The organism is Synechococcus sp. WH 5701, from assembly GCF_000153045.1.
Lineage (GTDB): Bacteria > Cyanobacteriota > Cyanobacteriia > PCC-6307 > Cyanobiaceae > Regnicoccus_A > Regnicoccus_A antarcticus.
The window spans coordinates 1,397,045-1,413,355 of the sequence record NZ_CH724159.1 but is presented as its reverse complement, the minus strand read 5'-3'; the positions used below and the strand labels follow the sequence as shown (position 1 = coordinate 1,413,355).

Annotated in this window: 13 protein-coding genes and 1 pseudogene; 6 read left to right on the top strand and 8 right to left on the bottom strand. The window is 61.4% G+C overall.

Translation table 11 applies throughout. The features are described 5' to 3' along the window. From WH5701_RS18410 to WH5701_RS17635, 3 genes and pseudogenes are all read right to left on the bottom strand, one after another. Positions 1 to 206: pseudogene (locus WH5701_RS18410) on the bottom strand (glycosyl transferase family 1); the annotation flags it as partial. Between the two features lie 113 nt (positions 207 to 319). Continuing rightward, on the bottom strand, positions 320 to 1,474 hold the full coding sequence (locus WH5701_RS08080) for a glycosyltransferase family 4 protein (RefSeq protein ID WP_050751407.1): 1,155 nt from the start codon (positions 1,472 to 1,474) through the stop codon (positions 320 to 322). Between the two features lie 323 nt (positions 1,475 to 1,797). Continuing rightward, the gene (locus WH5701_RS17635; protein ID WP_156776600.1) at positions 1,798 to 2,922 is read right to left on the bottom strand and encodes a hypothetical protein; all 1,125 of its coding nucleotides are present in this window, start codon (positions 2,920 to 2,922) and stop codon (positions 1,798 to 1,800) included. A gap of 595 nt (positions 2,923 to 3,517) precedes the next feature. Between WH5701_RS17635 and WH5701_RS08075 the strand changes: the two genes are divergently transcribed. The 5 genes from WH5701_RS08075 to WH5701_RS08055 all read left to right on the top strand — a co-directional run bounded on the left by WH5701_RS08075 (position 3,518) and on the right by WH5701_RS08055 (position 6,868). After that, entirely contained in the window at positions 3,518 to 4,306 is a 789-nt protein-coding gene (locus WH5701_RS08075) for a glycosyltransferase (protein ID WP_050751406.1), read from the top strand. Positions 4,307 to 4,370: 64 nt separating this feature from the next. Next, entirely contained in the window at positions 4,371 to 4,622 is a 252-nt protein-coding gene (locus WH5701_RS08070; protein WP_037980762.1) for a type II toxin-antitoxin system Phd/YefM family antitoxin, read from the top strand. After that, positions 4,622 to 5,008: a type II toxin-antitoxin system VapC family toxin gene (locus tag WH5701_RS08065; RefSeq protein WP_006171687.1), complete on the top strand. Its 387-nt coding sequence runs from the start codon at positions 4,622 to 4,624 to the stop codon at positions 5,006 to 5,008. The genes WH5701_RS08070 and WH5701_RS08065 overlap by 1 nt, the downstream gene beginning before the upstream one ends. After that, positions 5,005 to 5,919, top strand: a complete 915-nt coding sequence (locus WH5701_RS08060; protein ID WP_156776599.1) for a hypothetical protein — start codon at positions 5,005 to 5,007, stop codon at positions 5,917 to 5,919. The genes WH5701_RS08065 and WH5701_RS08060 overlap by 4 nt, the downstream gene beginning before the upstream one ends. A gap of 13 nt (positions 5,920 to 5,932) precedes the next feature. Continuing rightward, positions 5,933 to 6,868, top strand: a complete 936-nt coding sequence (locus WH5701_RS08055) for a glycosyl transferase (RefSeq protein WP_006171685.1) — start codon at positions 5,933 to 5,935, stop codon at positions 6,866 to 6,868. 134 nt (positions 6,869 to 7,002) lie between these two features. On the opposite strand, the gene WH5701_RS08050 is transcribed toward WH5701_RS08055, so the two are convergent. The 3 genes from WH5701_RS08050 to WH5701_RS15720 form a co-directional block, all read right to left on the bottom strand. After that, the gene (locus tag WH5701_RS08050) at positions 7,003 to 8,049 is read right to left on the bottom strand and encodes a hypothetical protein (protein ID WP_156776598.1); all 1,047 of its coding nucleotides are present in this window, start codon (positions 8,047 to 8,049) and stop codon (positions 7,003 to 7,005) included. A gap of 151 nt (positions 8,050 to 8,200) precedes the next feature. Then, on the bottom strand, positions 8,201 to 9,394 hold the full coding sequence (locus WH5701_RS15730; RefSeq protein WP_006171683.1) for a CpsD/CapB family tyrosine-protein kinase: 1,194 nt from the start codon (positions 9,392 to 9,394) through the stop codon (positions 8,201 to 8,203). 712 nt (positions 9,395 to 10,106) lie between these two features. After that, the gene (locus WH5701_RS15720; protein ID WP_156776597.1) at positions 10,107 to 10,403 is read right to left on the bottom strand and encodes a hypothetical protein; all 297 of its coding nucleotides are present in this window, start codon (positions 10,401 to 10,403) and stop codon (positions 10,107 to 10,109) included. A 387-nt stretch (positions 10,404 to 10,790) separates the two neighbouring features. On the opposite strand from WH5701_RS15720, the gene WH5701_RS08040 reads away from it, so the two are divergent. Next, the gene (locus WH5701_RS08040) at positions 10,791 to 12,704 is read left to right on the top strand and encodes a nucleoside-diphosphate sugar epimerase/dehydratase (RefSeq protein WP_037979805.1); all 1,914 of its coding nucleotides are present in this window, start codon (positions 10,791 to 10,793) and stop codon (positions 12,702 to 12,704) included. Positions 12,705 to 12,716: 12 nt separating this feature from the next. Here WH5701_RS08040 and WH5701_RS08035 read toward each other — a convergent pair whose 3' ends face one another. Further along, on the bottom strand, positions 12,717 to 13,169 hold the full coding sequence (locus WH5701_RS08035) for a hypothetical protein (protein WP_006171679.1): 453 nt from the start codon (positions 13,167 to 13,169) through the stop codon (positions 12,717 to 12,719). Positions 13,170 to 13,269: 100 nt separating this feature from the next. Next, positions 13,270 to 16,263 (bottom strand): DNA polymerase I, encoded by a 2,994-nt coding sequence (gene polA / locus WH5701_RS08030; protein WP_006171678.1) that lies wholly within the window; start codon positions 16,261 to 16,263, stop codon positions 13,270 to 13,272. Positions 16,264 to 16,311: the final 48 nt, after the last annotated feature.

Genomic DNA, 16,311 nt, shown 5'->3' with positions numbered 1-16,311 from the left:
AGATCCCCAATGGGGGGGTCCGCTTCCGGGTTGGGATGGCCGCTGAGCCGATGAATCGTGTAGTCACTTCCAGGAGTAAAGGCCCAGGGGTATTCCTGTGACTGGGGCCGGGTTTCCAGCACGTGTAGCTTCTGCTCGTGCGCTGCGTACTGAAAGCGGGCGTGGTGATAAGGCCCAATGCGATGGAGGGCAACAAGCAGGCCCATGCTCAGGCCACGCCGTGGGATGACAACATTTGCTCTCCGCTCAGCACTCTTGCGCGCACTGGGTCGATCACAGACTGAGCCAGTTGAAGGTTAGCGAGCACGAGCAGGTCATCTCACCCATCGCTGCTTGGGGTGGACTGAGGGTAGCCCATAATCTCTTCCAGCCTCTCCACAGCCACCCCCCAGGTGAATTCGCGCGAGCGAAGTGCCAGGGCGGCGCGCCAGCCAACGTAGCTTTCATAGGGGGCGAGGCGGGATCCAATCCAGTTGGCCACAATGGCCGGTTTGGGATGGGGGGCGAACAGCTGGCCGCAGCCGCCATCGGGCAGGGTGGAGGGGATGCCGCCTACCGCATGGGCAAGAACGGGCACCCCAAGACGTAGACACTCACGGTTGGAGATGCCGAAGGCTTCCACAGAGGAAAACAACGTGCCAAAGTGCCAGCTTTGCAGTTCGGCCACAAAGCTTGCGGTTTCGGTTTGTTTATCGAGGAAACCCAATGGCTGCAGGGCCGGATGGTGAGGCAGCCTACCCGGATCAGGGCCGATGGCCCGCACCACTGCAGGGATTCCAAGTGCCTTCAGAGCCTCAGCCAGCTGCAGAAGGAATGGTCCACCCTTGCGTTGCCAATCTTTGCCGAGAAACCCAAGCCGAAGGGGTGTCTTTATACTAGGAGGTGGCGGTAAGGGTGTCGCCGGCAAACTGGCAAGCCGAATCTCATCCAGGTTGGCGCCACCGGGCACCACATGAACCTTGACTGGATCAATTCCATAGTCGGTAATTACTGAATCTGCGGCCCACTGAGCCATACACACCACGGCATGAGCCTGCTGATAGGCGCGACGTTCACGTTCAAGCACCTGATTCCGAAACGCTTCGCTGAGGCGCTGGCGGGTGCCGTTATCGTCGAGAACTTGGCGGGTGGTGGCATCAATGTAGAAATCTACCCGCCAGGGGGCTGGCCAGGGTTCGGGCGGTAGCAGAGGAAAGTGGCTGAGCAGGGCCAATGGCTGCTCGGAAGAAAAGCCCGACTGAGCCATTAAGGTTTGACCGAATGTTCGGCTATACTGAAAGCCACCAGCTTTGCCGCTACGCAGCAGCTGAGTCAGATTCCAGAGCCTGCGCTGATGATGAATCTGTTCGGGTTGGAGCCTCAGCCCTCCCTGGAGCAAGACATTTTGCAGACCTGCCTGAAGCAGGAAATATGGAATGTTGCTCCAAGTAGCCGGATTCGTGGCATCACCGCAGCACAGAAGATAGCGATTCATGTTTAAAACCTTACACGAACAGAGTATTTAAAACTTGATAACGTGGAACTCAGCCATTAATGACTCATGATCTGATTTGCTGCTTTGCTTGGGCTCGCGATCTGGCAATAATCAAAACTCTTAAAGTGGCATAAATAATAATTTTGATTGGTAAATTAGGACTGAGCTTGATGGTCCAATGGCGACCTATGAGCGCATGGATTATGATTTGTATATTTATGCACTCACAAGTTATCATGCGTTTCAAAATTTGTCTGTTGCAGCTTTTGTTGAATCGTGAGCTAATGCAGAGGGGGAGGTTGTTTAAATAAAGCCTACAGCATTCAAACTTCTTGATTATGCACTTTGCCATTATCTCGACAAGAAAAGATTAATGCTATCGACAAGTATATCAGCCATTGCACTGTCCGAAGGCCGTATTGATAGCCCATAGCGAATGATGTAAGAATAATGCAACTCGTAATAAGACGAGCATAGAGATTATTAAGCTGAGTTGCTTTATAAATCAGAATGCCATAAACACTATTAAATAGAATGAAAGCCGCCGGACTGAAAGCAAACAGCTCTCCCATTGCGCCCATTGGTCTGAAATAGTCTACTCGCCACAAGTCAGGATCTGCATTTATAAAATGAAAAGAGGATGGAAGTGGAATGATGCTGTAAAGTAAGTCGTTCACATTAAATTGATAGGGAGTCTGATCAATCACATAAATCAGGTGAAGAAAGGAGTGCTGGAACAAATATGCCAGATTGATGGAAGAAAGCGAAGAAAATACTTCATCTAGAACTATGAGGAGGGAGTCAAGCGATTTGTCGCCAATGAATCTACTTGATATAGCTAGAACAGATAGGAAAGCGCTCATTGAAGCCATTGAAAGTGAAAGCTTCCATTTTCTTTGTGATGCATAGTAATACGTATAAACGAGGAATGGTAAAATTGCAGTTCTGCTCCCGTCAAACCATGAAAAGAGTAGAGACGTCAAGCAAACTAAGGCAAACGATATAAGGCTATACTTTTTTGTATGTAAATTAATAATTGATAAACAACCGCTAACTAAGACCAAAAAGGATGCTCCCTTGCCCCCTACCTCGCGCTGTATCTCGTTTGTGCCAACTTCATAAAGTTGAAGGTTTTCAATGGCTGTGACGGCGTAGAAAGAGAATATAGCAACAATTACTAATAGTGATAAAAATGCCAGAGTAGAGTTTTGAAGGCGGAATCCAAGTGATAACTTGGGTAACTTAATAATAGTCTGCTTTATAGGACCTAAGATATTGAATCCGATTAATATTCCTATGATCTGCAATAGAGGGAGCCAAGCATAACCAAAAATTTCGGAGCACAAAAAGGCGCTTGCGTAGCCAAAGTCGACATCATCAAGATCGAGACAAACTGATCGCAGGGACAGCAGATAGATTACAAGTATATAACCAATAGCGATGATCAAGGGAAGTGACGAGTTTCGAGCTTGAATCTTTGTCAGATCCGATCTAGAGCTTTTCATGTTCGTGTAACATTTAAGGGCGAAATCCAGGTACTCTAGCTATAGCTCTAGGTTGACTGGGCTAAGTCTAGAGCATAATAGCCAGCGAGTCTCTTCAGCAGCAGGCCTGTCTGTATCAATCTCCTCCCGTGGTGGTGTGGCATGTGCGTGAGAGAGCGCTCAGGCGAGTGGGGCATGGGAGAATGTATGTCCTTGTCTAGTGGGTTGCATGAGTTTAGCATCAGAGTCTAGGGTTGTGGGAATTTGTGGGTCTGACGCAATTCCTGCAGACTCATGGGCACTCAGTCTCTCTTTCTTTAGGCTTTCTTGTACCTTCAGGTGCGCCTTTTCTGAGGCCCCCACCAATGCTTGACGACCTCAAGTCACTGGCTTTGTCTCTGCAATGGTTGGTTTGTCGGCTACGCATCACTGTCAGTTTTTAAAGTGTTCTCAGGGCCTTGCGTTTGTTTTGATCGCCGCTAACGTTCATGTAGTTCTTAAACATGACAGTGATCGATTCATTCCTGCGCTCGGATCAGAGCCAAGAATAATTGCAGCGATGACACCCTCCCTGCTGATTGTCGTTCCCACACGAAACTCTCATCAACTCTTGCCGCGCCTGCTGAACTCCTTGCAGGCCCAGAGCTGGCCCCATTGGCGCCTCCTCTTCATCGACGGAGCCTCAGCACCCGAGCACCGCCAGTGGCTCGAGCAATGCTGTGCCAAGGATCTTCGTTGCCGCTGGATCCCCCAGGACCCCGCCGAGCCGGGGATCTTCGGGGCGATGAACCAGGGCTTCGCCGCCGCCGGCGCAACCGACTGGCTGCTGTTTTGGGGCAGTGACGATTGGGCGTCAGCTCCCGATGTTTTTGAGCGGGCTGATCAGGCCCTGGGCTCGGATCAGCTCGATCTGATCGTCTGCCGGGGACGGTACGTGAGCTCCCATGCGGGGGATGCCTCCCTGGGGCGGTCCACGGCCTTCCGCTGGAGCGGCACCTACTTACGATCGTTGTTCCTGGGTTCCACGCCGCCCCACCAGGCCACGCTGATCGGCCCCGGCGCCCGTGCCCACCTGGCCCGCTATACCCCTGGCTTTCGCCTCTCCGCCGACCTCGACTACTTCCTGCAGCTCTCCCGTTGGCCCGATCTGCGGGTGCGGGTGCTTGAACTGGAGCTCGTGCACATGGCGATGGGAGGCGCGAGCGGCGTGCGGCACCGGCGTCGCCTGTATGAGGTGCGCCGCGCCTATCGCCGGGCGTTCGGCTGGCGCTGGCCGTTGCCCTTTCTGTTGCGCTACCTGCAGCGGGGATGGAGTCTGCTGGAGCCTCGCTCCCCGGTGGGGGGGTGAACGGCCTCGCTTATGGATGGACTAACATGTTGACCAACCAACCGGGAAAGTGCTGCCTCGGGTGATGCGAACCGTGAATGTGCATGTGGCCAAAACCCACTTCTCCCGCCTGATCGATGCGGCGCATGCGGGCGAGACGATCCTGGTGGCCAAAGGCGGGCGGCCCTGGGCCAGGATCGTTCCATTGGAGGAGCCCCAGGCGAGGCGGCAACCCGGCGTGCTGCGCGGACGCCTGCAATTGCCACCGCCGGAGGTGTTGATGGCGCCGCTCCCTGAGGACGAGTTGCAGGCGATCGAGGCCTCCTCGCTTCTCTGATGGAGCTGCTGCTCGACACCCACACCCTGCTTTGGTGGCTGGCGGAACCGGAGCTCCTGTCTGCAGGGGTGCTGGAGGCTCTTGGTGATCCAGCTCAGCAGGTTTTTGTGAGCTCGGCGTCTGCCTGGGAGATCGCCACCAAGCATCGCCTGGCTCGGTTGCCATCCGCCGAACCCCTGATGCAGGAGGGATGGAACCTGCTGCAGGCTCAGGGATTCATCTCTCTACCAGTGAGCTGGCGCCATGGCTTGCGGGCCGGCAGGTACGCCCAAGCCCACCGTGATCCCTTCGATCGCCTGCTCGCCGCTCAGGCGGAACTCGACGGCCTCACCCTGGTCACCCTCGATCCCGCCCTGGCGGCTTTTCCCTGCCGCAGGCTGTGGTGAGCCAGCCCCCCACCCTGGTGCTCTTCGGCGCCAACAGTCTCTGCGGTGAGGCCCTCCTCGAGCAGCTTCCTGAGCGCACGGCCTGGCGGTGTCTGGGGCGGTGGCGGCCGCCGGCTGTGGCCGCTGAGCGTTGGCGGCGCTGCGATCTGAGCGATCTCTCGGCTGGGGCACTGCAGGCTGCGGCCGCCGCCCTGCCCCCGGGCCCCCAGATCTGGATCTGCTTGGCCCACCTCTGGTTGCTGGCGCCGTTTCTTGAGGCGCTGATGGCGGTGCAGCCCAAAGCCCTGGACGGTTTGCGCGGGTTGGTGGCCTGCTCCTCGTCGAGCGTGATCACCAAGCGCTACGCGGCCAACCGCTTCGATCGCGATCTGGCGCGGCGCCTGGCCGCAAGCCAGGAGCAGCTGCTGGCCGACTGCCAGGAGTTGGGGGTGCCGGCCCGTATTCTGGCGCCCACCCTGATCCATGGGTGTACAGCCCACCACCGCGACCACAACGTGGAGACGCTGCGCCGCTGGCTACGCCGCCTGCCCCTGCTGCCGCTGCCGGCCCACACCGGCCTGCGCCAGCCGATCCCCGCCGCCGATCTGGCTGCCGTGGCCCTGGATCAGGCGCAGCGACTCACCGCCCGAGATGCAGTGTCCGCCCTGTTGCCCCTTGGTGGCGACGAGGAGCTGAGCTATCGCCAGCTTCTGCAGCGACTGCAGGGCGGTGATCCCCGCGCCGCCCGCTGCCTCCTGCTGAACCTGCCCACCCGCCTGTTCCAGGCCATGGCCTCTCCCCTGCTGCTCCTCTCCCCGAAGAGCTTTGAGGCCCTGCAGCGGGTCAGCGCTGATCTGGCTGGCTTCCCATCGGTGGCGGAGCTGCTGGATCGCCCGCGTCAACCGTTCGCCCCCGCGAGCCCTGCTGAGTGACGACCATCGTTCGATGTTGGTGCCTTCCCTGATGGGTCTGGCCACGGTGGCCCTGGCGTCCCTGCTCAGCGCGGGGCTTCTCGGCTTGTTGCTGCCGTTGCTGCTCCGGCTTCTGCCCGATCACCCCAACGCCCGTAGCGCCCATGGCCAGGCCATACCACGCGGGGGTGGGGTGGCCTTCGTGCTGGTGGGCGTGCTCTGGGGCTTGCCCATCACCCCTCTTCTCTGCACGCCGCTGGCCCTGGTGGGCTTGCTCGACGATCGCTACGACCTGTCATCGGGCCTGCGTTATCTGGCCCAGTTGCTCACGGCCATGGCACTGCTGGCGGCTGTGGCCCTGCCCGTCGTCTCTGGAGGCTGGCTGGGTGTGCTTGCCGGCCTGGTGATCGTGGTGGCGATCACGGCCACGATCAACTTCGTGAATTTCATGGATGGCCTCGATGGCCTGGTAGCCAGCTGCCTGGCTGTGTTTCTCACGGTGGCAGCCCTGAGCCTGGGGGCCGCCTGGCTCTGGCCGCTGGTGGGAGCCTTGCTCGGTTTTCTGGCCTGGAACTGGAACCCGGCCCGGGTGTTCATGGGGGATGTGGGCAGCACCTTCCTCGGCGCTGTGATGGCGAGCGTGGTGCTGCAGGAGCCGAACTGGAGCCAAGCCCTGGGTCTACTGCTGGTGGCCACGCCGCTGCTGGGCGATGCCGTGATCTGCGTCGTGCGGCGGTGGTGGGCCGGTCATTCGCTGTTTCAAGCCCATCGCCTCCATCTCTATCAGCGCCTTCATCGGGCTGGAGTGAGTCCGCGACGGATTGCGGTTGGATATGCGAGCGCTACGGCTCTTCTTGGGGTGGTTTTTCTTGTGGGTGGGACTATGGCCGTAATGATTCTGGCGGTGTTGCTCGGGTCACTCGGTATTTATCTCGATAAGGCCAAGGCTCTTCGCTTTCGGGAGAGCTGAATCGACAGAGAGCAGCTCAAGGTGGCTTTAAAGGATTTCAAACACCACAATTTCTTCTTCAGAAACTAGTACTGATAGGAGAGAGCTTGATAAGCTCTTTGGCATCCACCAGCAGGGGGCTCTTGATGGTGTGGTCAAGCGGCAACGATCTCGGTCATGCTGAAGAGCTGAGCTGCGCTCAGGTCGTTACCAGTGTAAAGGGCCTCGATGATGCCGTCCACATAAAGGCCAAGCCCGCCTGTTGTGTCACGGACTTCAAGAGATCTGCCGAAGCCGGCTTCGATAAAGATATTATCGCTCGGGTCCAGACCTTCGAGGATGTCAACGTACTCTCCGCTCGTATTGTCGGTGGTGGTTCCAGTGAGAGGGTTCATCAGGAAATGATCAGAGTGGATCAGGATCTGATCCACGGATCCGTCTCGGGAGTCGCCGAAGATGTTGGCCCCGAACCCACCGTGCATCACGTCGGCTCCATCACCGCCGATGATCAGGTCCCGACCATCCCCGGCAAAGATGAGGTCGTTGCCGGAGCCTCCGATGAGTGTATCGTCGCCTGCGTAGCCACGGATCAGGTCTGCTCCATCAGTGCCGCTGAATGATTCAGCAAGTGCAGAATTGGAATCACCAACGATGACCTGCGAAAATATGGAGAGTCCAGCGAGATAGCCCAGGTAGTCGGTGCTGTCCTCACCGTAGAGCTGATTGATGAGTTCGAAGTCGATACGAGATAGATAATTAAGATTGGGATTGCTGAGATGGAAACTTGAGAATGGATCCGAAGTAAGGCTCTCTACATATCCTCCCCCGTCAATATCCCCCAGGCCTAAAACATTGGCAATTTCATGGGCTGCAGCAACCGCGAACAGTGCAGGGTCAAGATTTGGGGCCAGGGTGATGCTGGCGCTGGTTCGCACCGTGCTCCAGGTGGCCGACCAATAGCCTGACAAGCCGTTGGTCTCTCCGAGACCTACCTGGATCTGGGCGCCGCCGTCGTTCGGGGATACTTCCTGGAAGGTCACCGATTCAAGAGCTTCGTCCCAAAGTTGGAAAGCTTTGCGCAGGAGCGCCATTTCCTCTTCTGTAGGAGCTCTGCTGCCGAAGGTGGCGACCGACCAGGTGATAGTTCCGCTGGCCCATCGGTTTCCGTAAAATTCGGACGTAAAAACGGAATTGAGATCCAAGGCTCGGAAAACTTTCTCAACACAATTAAACGCTTTATTGCGTTTTTGTGCAATGCGCTGCGTGCAGGTTCATGAACTGGTTCCTAGGCATTCGCTTGGGATTGTCTTTTGAGGACGTTCAGTCAAGCCTGTGCCTACGGGAAGCCGATGGTTAGCCCCGGAGCCAGTTCTTCAGCGCTTTCTTCCAGCGCTTTCTGTTCTCCTTGCTGGGCAGGATGGTTGCTACTTCCTTCGCCTCGACTGCTTCGGCATCGCTGTCCGAGTTGTAGTAGTTGTAAGCCGTACTTGGATCCAAGGCCGAGGCCCCATCGGTGTAGCTCCCGTAGCCATACTTGCCATAACCGTAGATACTACTCTTTTCGCCGGTAGCGCTGCGGGCATTGGTCACCACCCCCAGCAAAGGAGCACCAGCAGAGCGGATCCGATCAATGGCCTGTTGCGGAAGTTGCCTGTCCACCTTGTTCAGGCCCACCACCAGCAGAATGCTGTCAAGGTTTTCCGCCAGCAGGGAGGCATCGGCCAGGCCCAGGACAGGCGGGGTGTCGTAGAGGATCAGGTCGTAGGCGCCGGAGCTGGAGATCTCCTTCACTAGATGCCCCATCCGCTCGGAACTCAGCAGTCGCGGCGGGTCGGGCACGCGGCGCCCGGCGGTGAGCACTTGCCAGTTCGGATGATCCGGCACTGTCTGCAGCAGGGAACGCCAATCCTGCTCCTCTTCGGTCAGTAGGTTCGACAGGCCGGTGAGATTGTTCAGGCCGAGGCGGTGGTGCACCTGCGGCTGGCGCAGATCCGCATCCACCAGCAACACCCGGCGGCCCAGTTCGCTAAGGGTTTTGGCTAGCAGCACGATCAGCAAACTCTTGCCTTCCGAGGGCACCGAGCTGCTCACATCCACCGACTGCACAGGGCGATCACTGCTGAGGAAGCCCAGGCTGGTGTAGAGATTGCGGAACGCCTCCTGATAAGTGAAGCGCTGGTAGCCTCCGATTCCGCCCTTTTGCGCATCCAGGTCTTGGAGCAGGAAGCGCTTGTCGCGCCGCACCCCCTCGAAGAAGGCGATGTAGGGAATGTGCCCGAGCAGGGGCTCCTTCAGCTCCTCTTTCACCTCGCCAGGGGTGTGGAACACATGATCCAGGCGATCGCTCAGCAGGGCAGCTCCGGTGCCGGGCACCAGCCCCAGCAGCAGCCCTTGAAGCAGGCCGCGCCCGATACGAGGCTCCACCGGGTTGGGTTTCACCGTCGCCGGTCTGATCACCTTCCAGGGCACGTTGTTCTGGGCGATCTCCAGCTGGAACTGATCGCGGGTGCGCAGGTAGTTGGCCAGGTTGCCCTCGGCGATCCCCATTTTTCTCTCCAGATCTTCGTATTCCCGCAGCAGGGAGGGAGGGCTGGATGCGGAATTTGTCGTCGGTGCGGGCGATCTGGCCGCGCAGTGAGGCGATCGTGCCATCCAGTTGCTGCATCGTGGCATCCACCGCTTCCAGCTCCTTGCGCAGCAGGGAGGGCTTCAGTTGGTCGCGGGCAGCGAGCAGGTTGCGCAGATAGGGGGATTCCGGGTTGTAGATCGAGCGGGCTTCGGCGATCTCGCCGTCCAGTCGGTTCAGCTCGGTGAGCATGGGTTGGTTGGGCACATCCAGGGTCAATCTCGTGCCAACAGGGTCGGAATCCTTGGTGCCGCCATCCCCAGCCGTGCTTGAGAAGGTGCGGGCCGTGAGGCGCCCGGCAGCCACATCGCTGCACACCTGTTGCAGCCGTTTTCGTTCCGCCAGCTGGCTGACCAGGGAGCTCCGCAGCTCCTCGGACCGTGAGCGGACCACCGCCGCTTCCTCGGCAGGAACGAGCTCGTTGTTGCGGGTGCGGAAGCTCTCCAGCTCACCTTGCAGAGTTGAGCTGCGGGCCTGCAACAGGGGTGCCTGCTTGTCGAAGAACTTCACCCCCTCAGTGAGTCTCTCTCGACGTTGCTGTAGGGCCCAGTCAAGGAAGGCTTGCTCGGTGAGCTTCAGGGTTTCGTTCACCTGCGTAGGGCTGGCTGCCCGGACTTCCATCGTCATCACTCCTTATGTCTCCATCGGGTTCCTCTCCGTGGAGTCGGGTGGTTTGAGGCTGATCTTGATCAATGGATCTTCCGTCTCGGGGTAGCGGGGTCGCAACTCGCTGAACACCGGCTCCAGAATCGCAGGGCTCTCAAGGACCCGGATCAGGGTGGGCACGTCGTTCTGTCTCTGGTTGCGGGCCACCGAGGCGATGGAGCTATCTGGCTCCAAGCCGGTTGAGGTTGGGGCAGTGTTGCTGATCGGATCGGAGATCAGCATGCCGAAAGTCCCCTGGAAGACAGGGTTCTGGATGCGCTGCACCAGAGTCCATACCCCGGCGATGATGGTGAAAGCTATCGTGGTGACAAGGAAGATTCGCTGGCGCCGTTGGAGTATCCGCACTAGCCCGTTGATCCGCAAACCATCCTCTTCAACAAGGTTGGAGGCTGGCACGAGTGAGTAGCTGCCCATTGAGGCAGGCACCGAATCGGAGGTACTGGAGGCCATGGTTGCCTTGCGATGAGTTGAGTGTATGGGATTCGTCCCGTCTCGCCAGCACGGTGATGTCACACCAGGACTCACAGGCCAAGCGCAGCTTCTCAGTTTCGACTTCTGGCAAAATTGCCATGCCCTGACCTTCTAACCGCTGGCGCTAGCAGACAACAATCCCTTCAGCCAGAGTCAAGCGTCCTTCAGGGGGAGCCTGTCGTGAGCGCAACCCATGCGCCAGTGATCCTGCGCCGCTTAGCTCTGATGACGGTGGATGGGCTGCTGATCGCCTTCAGTTTCTGGCTGGCCTTCGCCCTGCGGCTCAGTGAGCTGAATCCTCCCCAGTTCCTCGGCAATTTCTGGCTCCTGTCCTGGTCGGTGGGCCTCGGCTTGGCCGTTCTGGTGCTCAGCGGCTGGTATCGCAGTCTCACCCGCTTCTCCGGGAGCCATTCCCTCTACGGCCTTCTGCCCCGCAGCGGGCTGGCCGTGCTGCTGCTGCTCCTGGTCTGCACCCTCACCGGACCGGGCGAACCTCCTCCCCGCAGTTTCTGGCTGCTGTTTTGGCTACTGCTCTCCGCGAGCCTGATCGCCAGCCGCATCGTCATGCGCGACCTGCTGCGGCTCTCGCTGGCCGGCCGGTCCTCCGCCACCCTGTTGGAACAGGGTCTAGGACGGAACCAGCAGCTGCCCACCCTCGTGTACGGGGCCGGTCAGGCGGCGGCTCAGCTGCTGGCCGACCTGCGCTATTTGAGCCGATACAAGCTAGTGGGCGTTCTCGACGACGACCCGGCCTTGTGGGGGCGCTGCCTGGAGGGGTTGACAATTCACTCACCCGACCAGCTGAGCCAGCTGATCGAGCGCCATGGCATCCAGCAGGTGCTTTTGGCGATCCCCTCGGCCCCGCGCGGCCGCCGCCGGGAGCTGGTGGATCAGTGCACCGCCTTTGGGCTGTCGGTGCTCTCGATTCCTTCCCTGGCACGCATCGCTGCCGGGGAGGAGGTGGTCACCGACCTGCGGCCAGTGGCGATCGAGGATCTGCTCGGTCGCGAGACCTGCAAGCCTGACCCTTCCCTGCTGCGTGCCGCCGTGGCCGGCAAGGTGGTGCTGGTCACCGGCGCCGGTGGCTCGATCGGCTCGGAGCTCTGCCGCCAGATCCACCGCCAGCAGCCTCGCCGCCTGGTGCTGCTGGAGCGCAGTGAGCTGGCCCTCTACGAGCTCGAGCAGGAGCTCAGCAGCCTTCGGCAGCCCCTGAGGCACCCCCTGCCCGGCCTTGTGCCGGTCCTGGGGGACGTGGGCGATCGTCGGCGCCTGGCGAAGCTCTGCCATGACCATGGCGTGCAGGTGCTCTTCCATGCCGCCGCCTACAAGCATGTGCCCCTGGTGGAGGCGAACCCCTGCGCCGGGGTCGCCAACAACGTGCATGGCACCAGGGCGGCCCTGGAGGTGGCCTTCAGCTGCGGCCTGGAGCGCTTCGTCCTGATCTCCACCGACAAGGCCGTCCGTCCCACCAACGTGATGGGCGCCAGTAAGCGGGTCTGCGAACTGCTCGTGCAGGCCGCGGCCGCCCGCACGGCGGCCGCGGGGAACGGGCCCATCTGCTCGATGGTGCGCTTCGGCAACGTGCTGGGCTCCTCGGGGTCTGTGGTGCCCCACTTCCGCCGTGAGATCGCCGCCGGAGGGCCGCTCACCGTGACCCATCCGCAGATCACCCGCTACTTCATGACGATTCCCGAGGCTGTCGAGCTGTTGCTGCAGTCCAGTGGCATGGCCCGTGGCGGGGAGGTGTTCGTGCTCGACATGGGCGAACCCGTGCGGATCCTGGATCTGGCCCGCCAGATGATCCGTCTCTCGGGCTTCACGATCCGCGACGAGGCCCATCCCGATGGAGAGATCGCCATCGCCTTCACCGGTCTGCGTCCGGGCGAGAAGCTCTATGAGGAGCTGCTGATCCAGGACAGCGATCAGCCCACCGACCATCCCCTGATCCGCAAGGCCAACGAGGAGTTCCTTGCTCCCGAGCAGCTGGAACCCCTGGTCGAGGAGCTGCAGCACGTTCTGGAGGAATGGGACGACCAGCGCCTGATTCCTGCCCTGCGGGCTCTGGTGAGGGACTACCAGCCTACCAGCCCCTGAGTGGCCCCCCCGTCAGCAGCAGTCGTACCATCTCTTGCCATCCTGCCGGCGAGTATGGGATCGCCCCGCTTCCCTCCGCGTGAACTCACCCACGCTCGGGTTGGCCACCACCGGATCCACATGGGCCACCTGCTGCCAGAGGTCGCGCTCCGCCCAGCGCACCGTGTGGCTGATCCGATCGTGCTTCGACACATGGCACCAGCGGTTGCCGCCGCAGGCCGGGCAGAACAGCTCCTCCAGCCATTCGTTGCTGAGCACCAGCACCGGGTAGGCCTGGATCACCAGCCGCGCTTTCTTGTCGCTCATGCCCCGCTGCTTGAGCTGCTCGGGAGTGAGCAGGTGCAGAAAGTACTTGCGGCCGTTGCCAAGGAGGCGCTGCTCGGGGTGGGCCGGGCAGAACAGCTCGCGCCTGCGCGGCCGGCGGTTGCGCCGTGGTGATTCAGGTTCCGGAAGGCCTGATGACATCGAAGGCGGCATCGAGGACGCAACGGGGACCGGTGGGCTCACCTGGATTGTATTATCCACGAAATCTGGCTTGCCTGGCTCGGGCCGGCTGCCGCTCCCCTCACTTCGCCTCCATCCAGTTCGGCCCCACCCCCGTGTCCACCAGCAGCGGCACCAGCAGGCGCACGGCGTTCTCCATCACCTGCTTCACCGCCGCCAGCACCGGCTCGAGCGCCTCGGGGGCGGCCTCCAGCACCAGTTCGTCGTGCACCTGCAGCAGCAGCCGCGCCGGCAGGCCCGAGGCCCGCAGCTGCTGGTCGAGCTGCACCATCGCCAGCTTGATGATGTCGGCGCTGGAGCCCTGGATCGGCGCATTGGCCGCCGCCCGCAGCTGCTGGGCCTCCATCCCGGCCCGGCGGGCTACCTCCAGCTCGATCTCCTCGGGCGGCTTGCCCCGCAGCCGCCCCAGCCCGCCGGGGTCGAAGGCGAACGGACGCCGGCGCCCCAGGATCGTTTCCACGTAGCCGCGACTGAGGGCCAGCCGCTCCTGCAGCTCCAGAAAGGCGAACACCTTCGGGTAGCGCTGCTTGTATTTGCTCAGGAACTCCTTGGCCTGGGACTGGCTGACGCCGGTTTCGCGGGCGAAGCGCTGGGCGCCCATGCCGTAGATCACGCCGAAATTGATCGTCTTGCCCAGGCGCCGCTCGTCTGCTGTCACCTCGTCCTTGTCCAGCAGCAGCCGGGCCGTGAGCGCGTGGACATCGTCGCCGTTGGCGTAGGCCTCCACCAGCACCTCCTCGCCCGAGAGGTGGGTGAGGATGCGCAGCTCGATCTGGGAGTAGTCGGCACTGATCAGCTGCCAGCCCTCCTGGGGCAGGAACGCCTTGCGGATGCGGCGGCTGAACTCGGTGCGGATGGGGATGTTCTGCAGGTTCGGGTTGCTGCTGGAGAGCCGCCCAGTGGCGGTCACGGCCTGGTTGAAATCGGTATGCACCCGCCCGGTTTCTGGCTCCACCAGGGCCGGCAGGGCATCCACGTAGGTGCTTTTGAGCTTGCTCAGGGTGCGGTGCTCCAGCACCAGCGGCACCACCGGGTGGTCGCCGGCAAGCTTCTCGAGCACGGCGGCATCGGTGCTCCAGCCGGTCTTGGTCTTGCGTGATTTCTTGCGCTCCAGGCCGAGCGTCTCGAACAGCAGCTCGCCCAGCTGCTTGGGGGAGGCCAGGTTGAACTCCACACCTGCAGCTTCGCGGGCTCCGGCCTCGAGGCTGGCGAGGGTGCCCGCCAGTTCTTCGCTCAGGGTCGCCAGATAGGGCTTGTCGATGCGGATGCCGGTGGCCTCCATGCGTGCCAGCACCGGCTCCAGCGGCAGTTCCACCTGATCGAGCAGTTTCGGCAGGGCCTCCCCCAGCTGCTGCAGCTGGCCGCGCAGCAGCGGCGTCAGCCGCCAGGTGACATGCACATCCATGGCGCAATAGCGGGCGGCGGCTGCGATCGGCACCGCCGCGAAGGTCTCCCCCTTGGCCACCAGCTCGCTGAAGCTGGTGGGCGTGAAGCCGAAATTGCGCTCCGCCAGCACCTCCAGCCCGTGTTTGGCGTTGGCATCGCGCAGGTAATCCGCCAGCAGGGTGTCCATCACCACCCCCTCCAGGCTGAGGCCGTGGCGCAGCAGGATCAGCCGGTCGTACTTGGCGTTCTGAAGGGTCTTGGGGTGACGGGCACTCTCCAGCCAGGGGGCCAGGGCCGTGAGCACCTGATCCAGGGGCAACTGCTGGCTGAGCACGGCGGAATCTGCCGGCGGCTCGGCGCTAGCCGGGGTGAGCAGGTCGGCGCTGGGCGCCGGTGACGGCGGCTGGTGTCCGATCGGGATGTAGGCCAGATCGCTGCTGCCTTCTCCCCAGCACAGCCCCACTCCCACCAGCTCCGCCTGGAACGGGTTCAAGGAAGTGGTCTCGGTGTCGAGGGCGATCGGCTGGTCGGGATCGGTGGCGGCCATCAACCGCACCAGCAGAGCTTCAAGCTGCGCCGGGGTCTGGATGATCTCCGGCTCTAGGACGGGCGGTGCGCCTTCTTGGCCGGAGTCGGGTTGCGGCGACACAGATGGCGAGACTGAGGGGGAGGCCAGAGCATCCGGATCAGCCGGCGCAGACGACGAGCTGCCCGTGGCTGAGCCCGACGCACCCTGGTGGGCCTGGTGATCGGCGGAGAAGGCCCGCTCGAAGGCCGCCAGTTGCCGGGCCAAACTGAAGAGTTCCAGCTCCTCCAGCCGCTGGGCCAGCGCCGCTGCGTCCACGGCCCCGAGCGTCAGCCGCGGTTCGGACGGCAGGGGGATGTCCACAAGGATCTCGGCGAGCATGCGCGAGCGGTAGGCGTTCTCCCGGTCGGTTTCGAGCTTCTTTTTGAGCGCTCCCTTCTGCTGATCGAGGGCCGCGTAGATGCCATCGAGGTTGCGGTGGGTGTTCAGCAGGGAGATGGCGGTTTTGGGACCCACCCCTTTGACCCCGGGGATGTTGTCGCTGGCATCGCCGGTGAGGGCCTTGAGGTCCACAACCTCCTCCGGCGTCACGCCGAGCTTGGCGATCACCCCCTCCCGGCGGATGGTGACCGGGCCTGAGCTCTTGGCATAGGGGCCGCCGCCCATGTACAGCACGGCGATGTCGCGCGTGTCATCCACCAGCTGGAAAAGGTCGCGATCACCGGAAAGGATCCGCACCCGCCAGCCGGCGCCGGCGGCGCGGTTGGCCAGGGTGCCGAGCACGTCGTCGGCCTCGTAGCCGGGGGCCATGCACAGGGGCAGATCCATCGCCCCCGCCAGGATCTCCTGCAGGTTGGCCAGGTCGGCGAAGAACTGCTCCGGAGCCTCATCCCGGTGGGCCTTGTAGCTGGCGTCGGCCTCGTGGCGGAAGGTGGGCTCGGCGGTGTCGAAGGCGATCACCACCCCCTGGGGGGTGAGGCCCTTCACGTTCTCCAGCAGAGCCTTGAGAAAGCCGTAGGTGACGCTGGTGGGTATCCCCTCCTTGGTGCTCAGCCCCCCCTCGCCGCCCTTGGCGAAGGCATAGAAGCTGCGGAAGGCCAGGGAATGGCCATCCACCAGCAGCAGCATCGGTGCTTCGGCCATCCCTGTCCCCATTCCCCATTCCGGCTGGGGCATTCTGGGGGGCCCGGT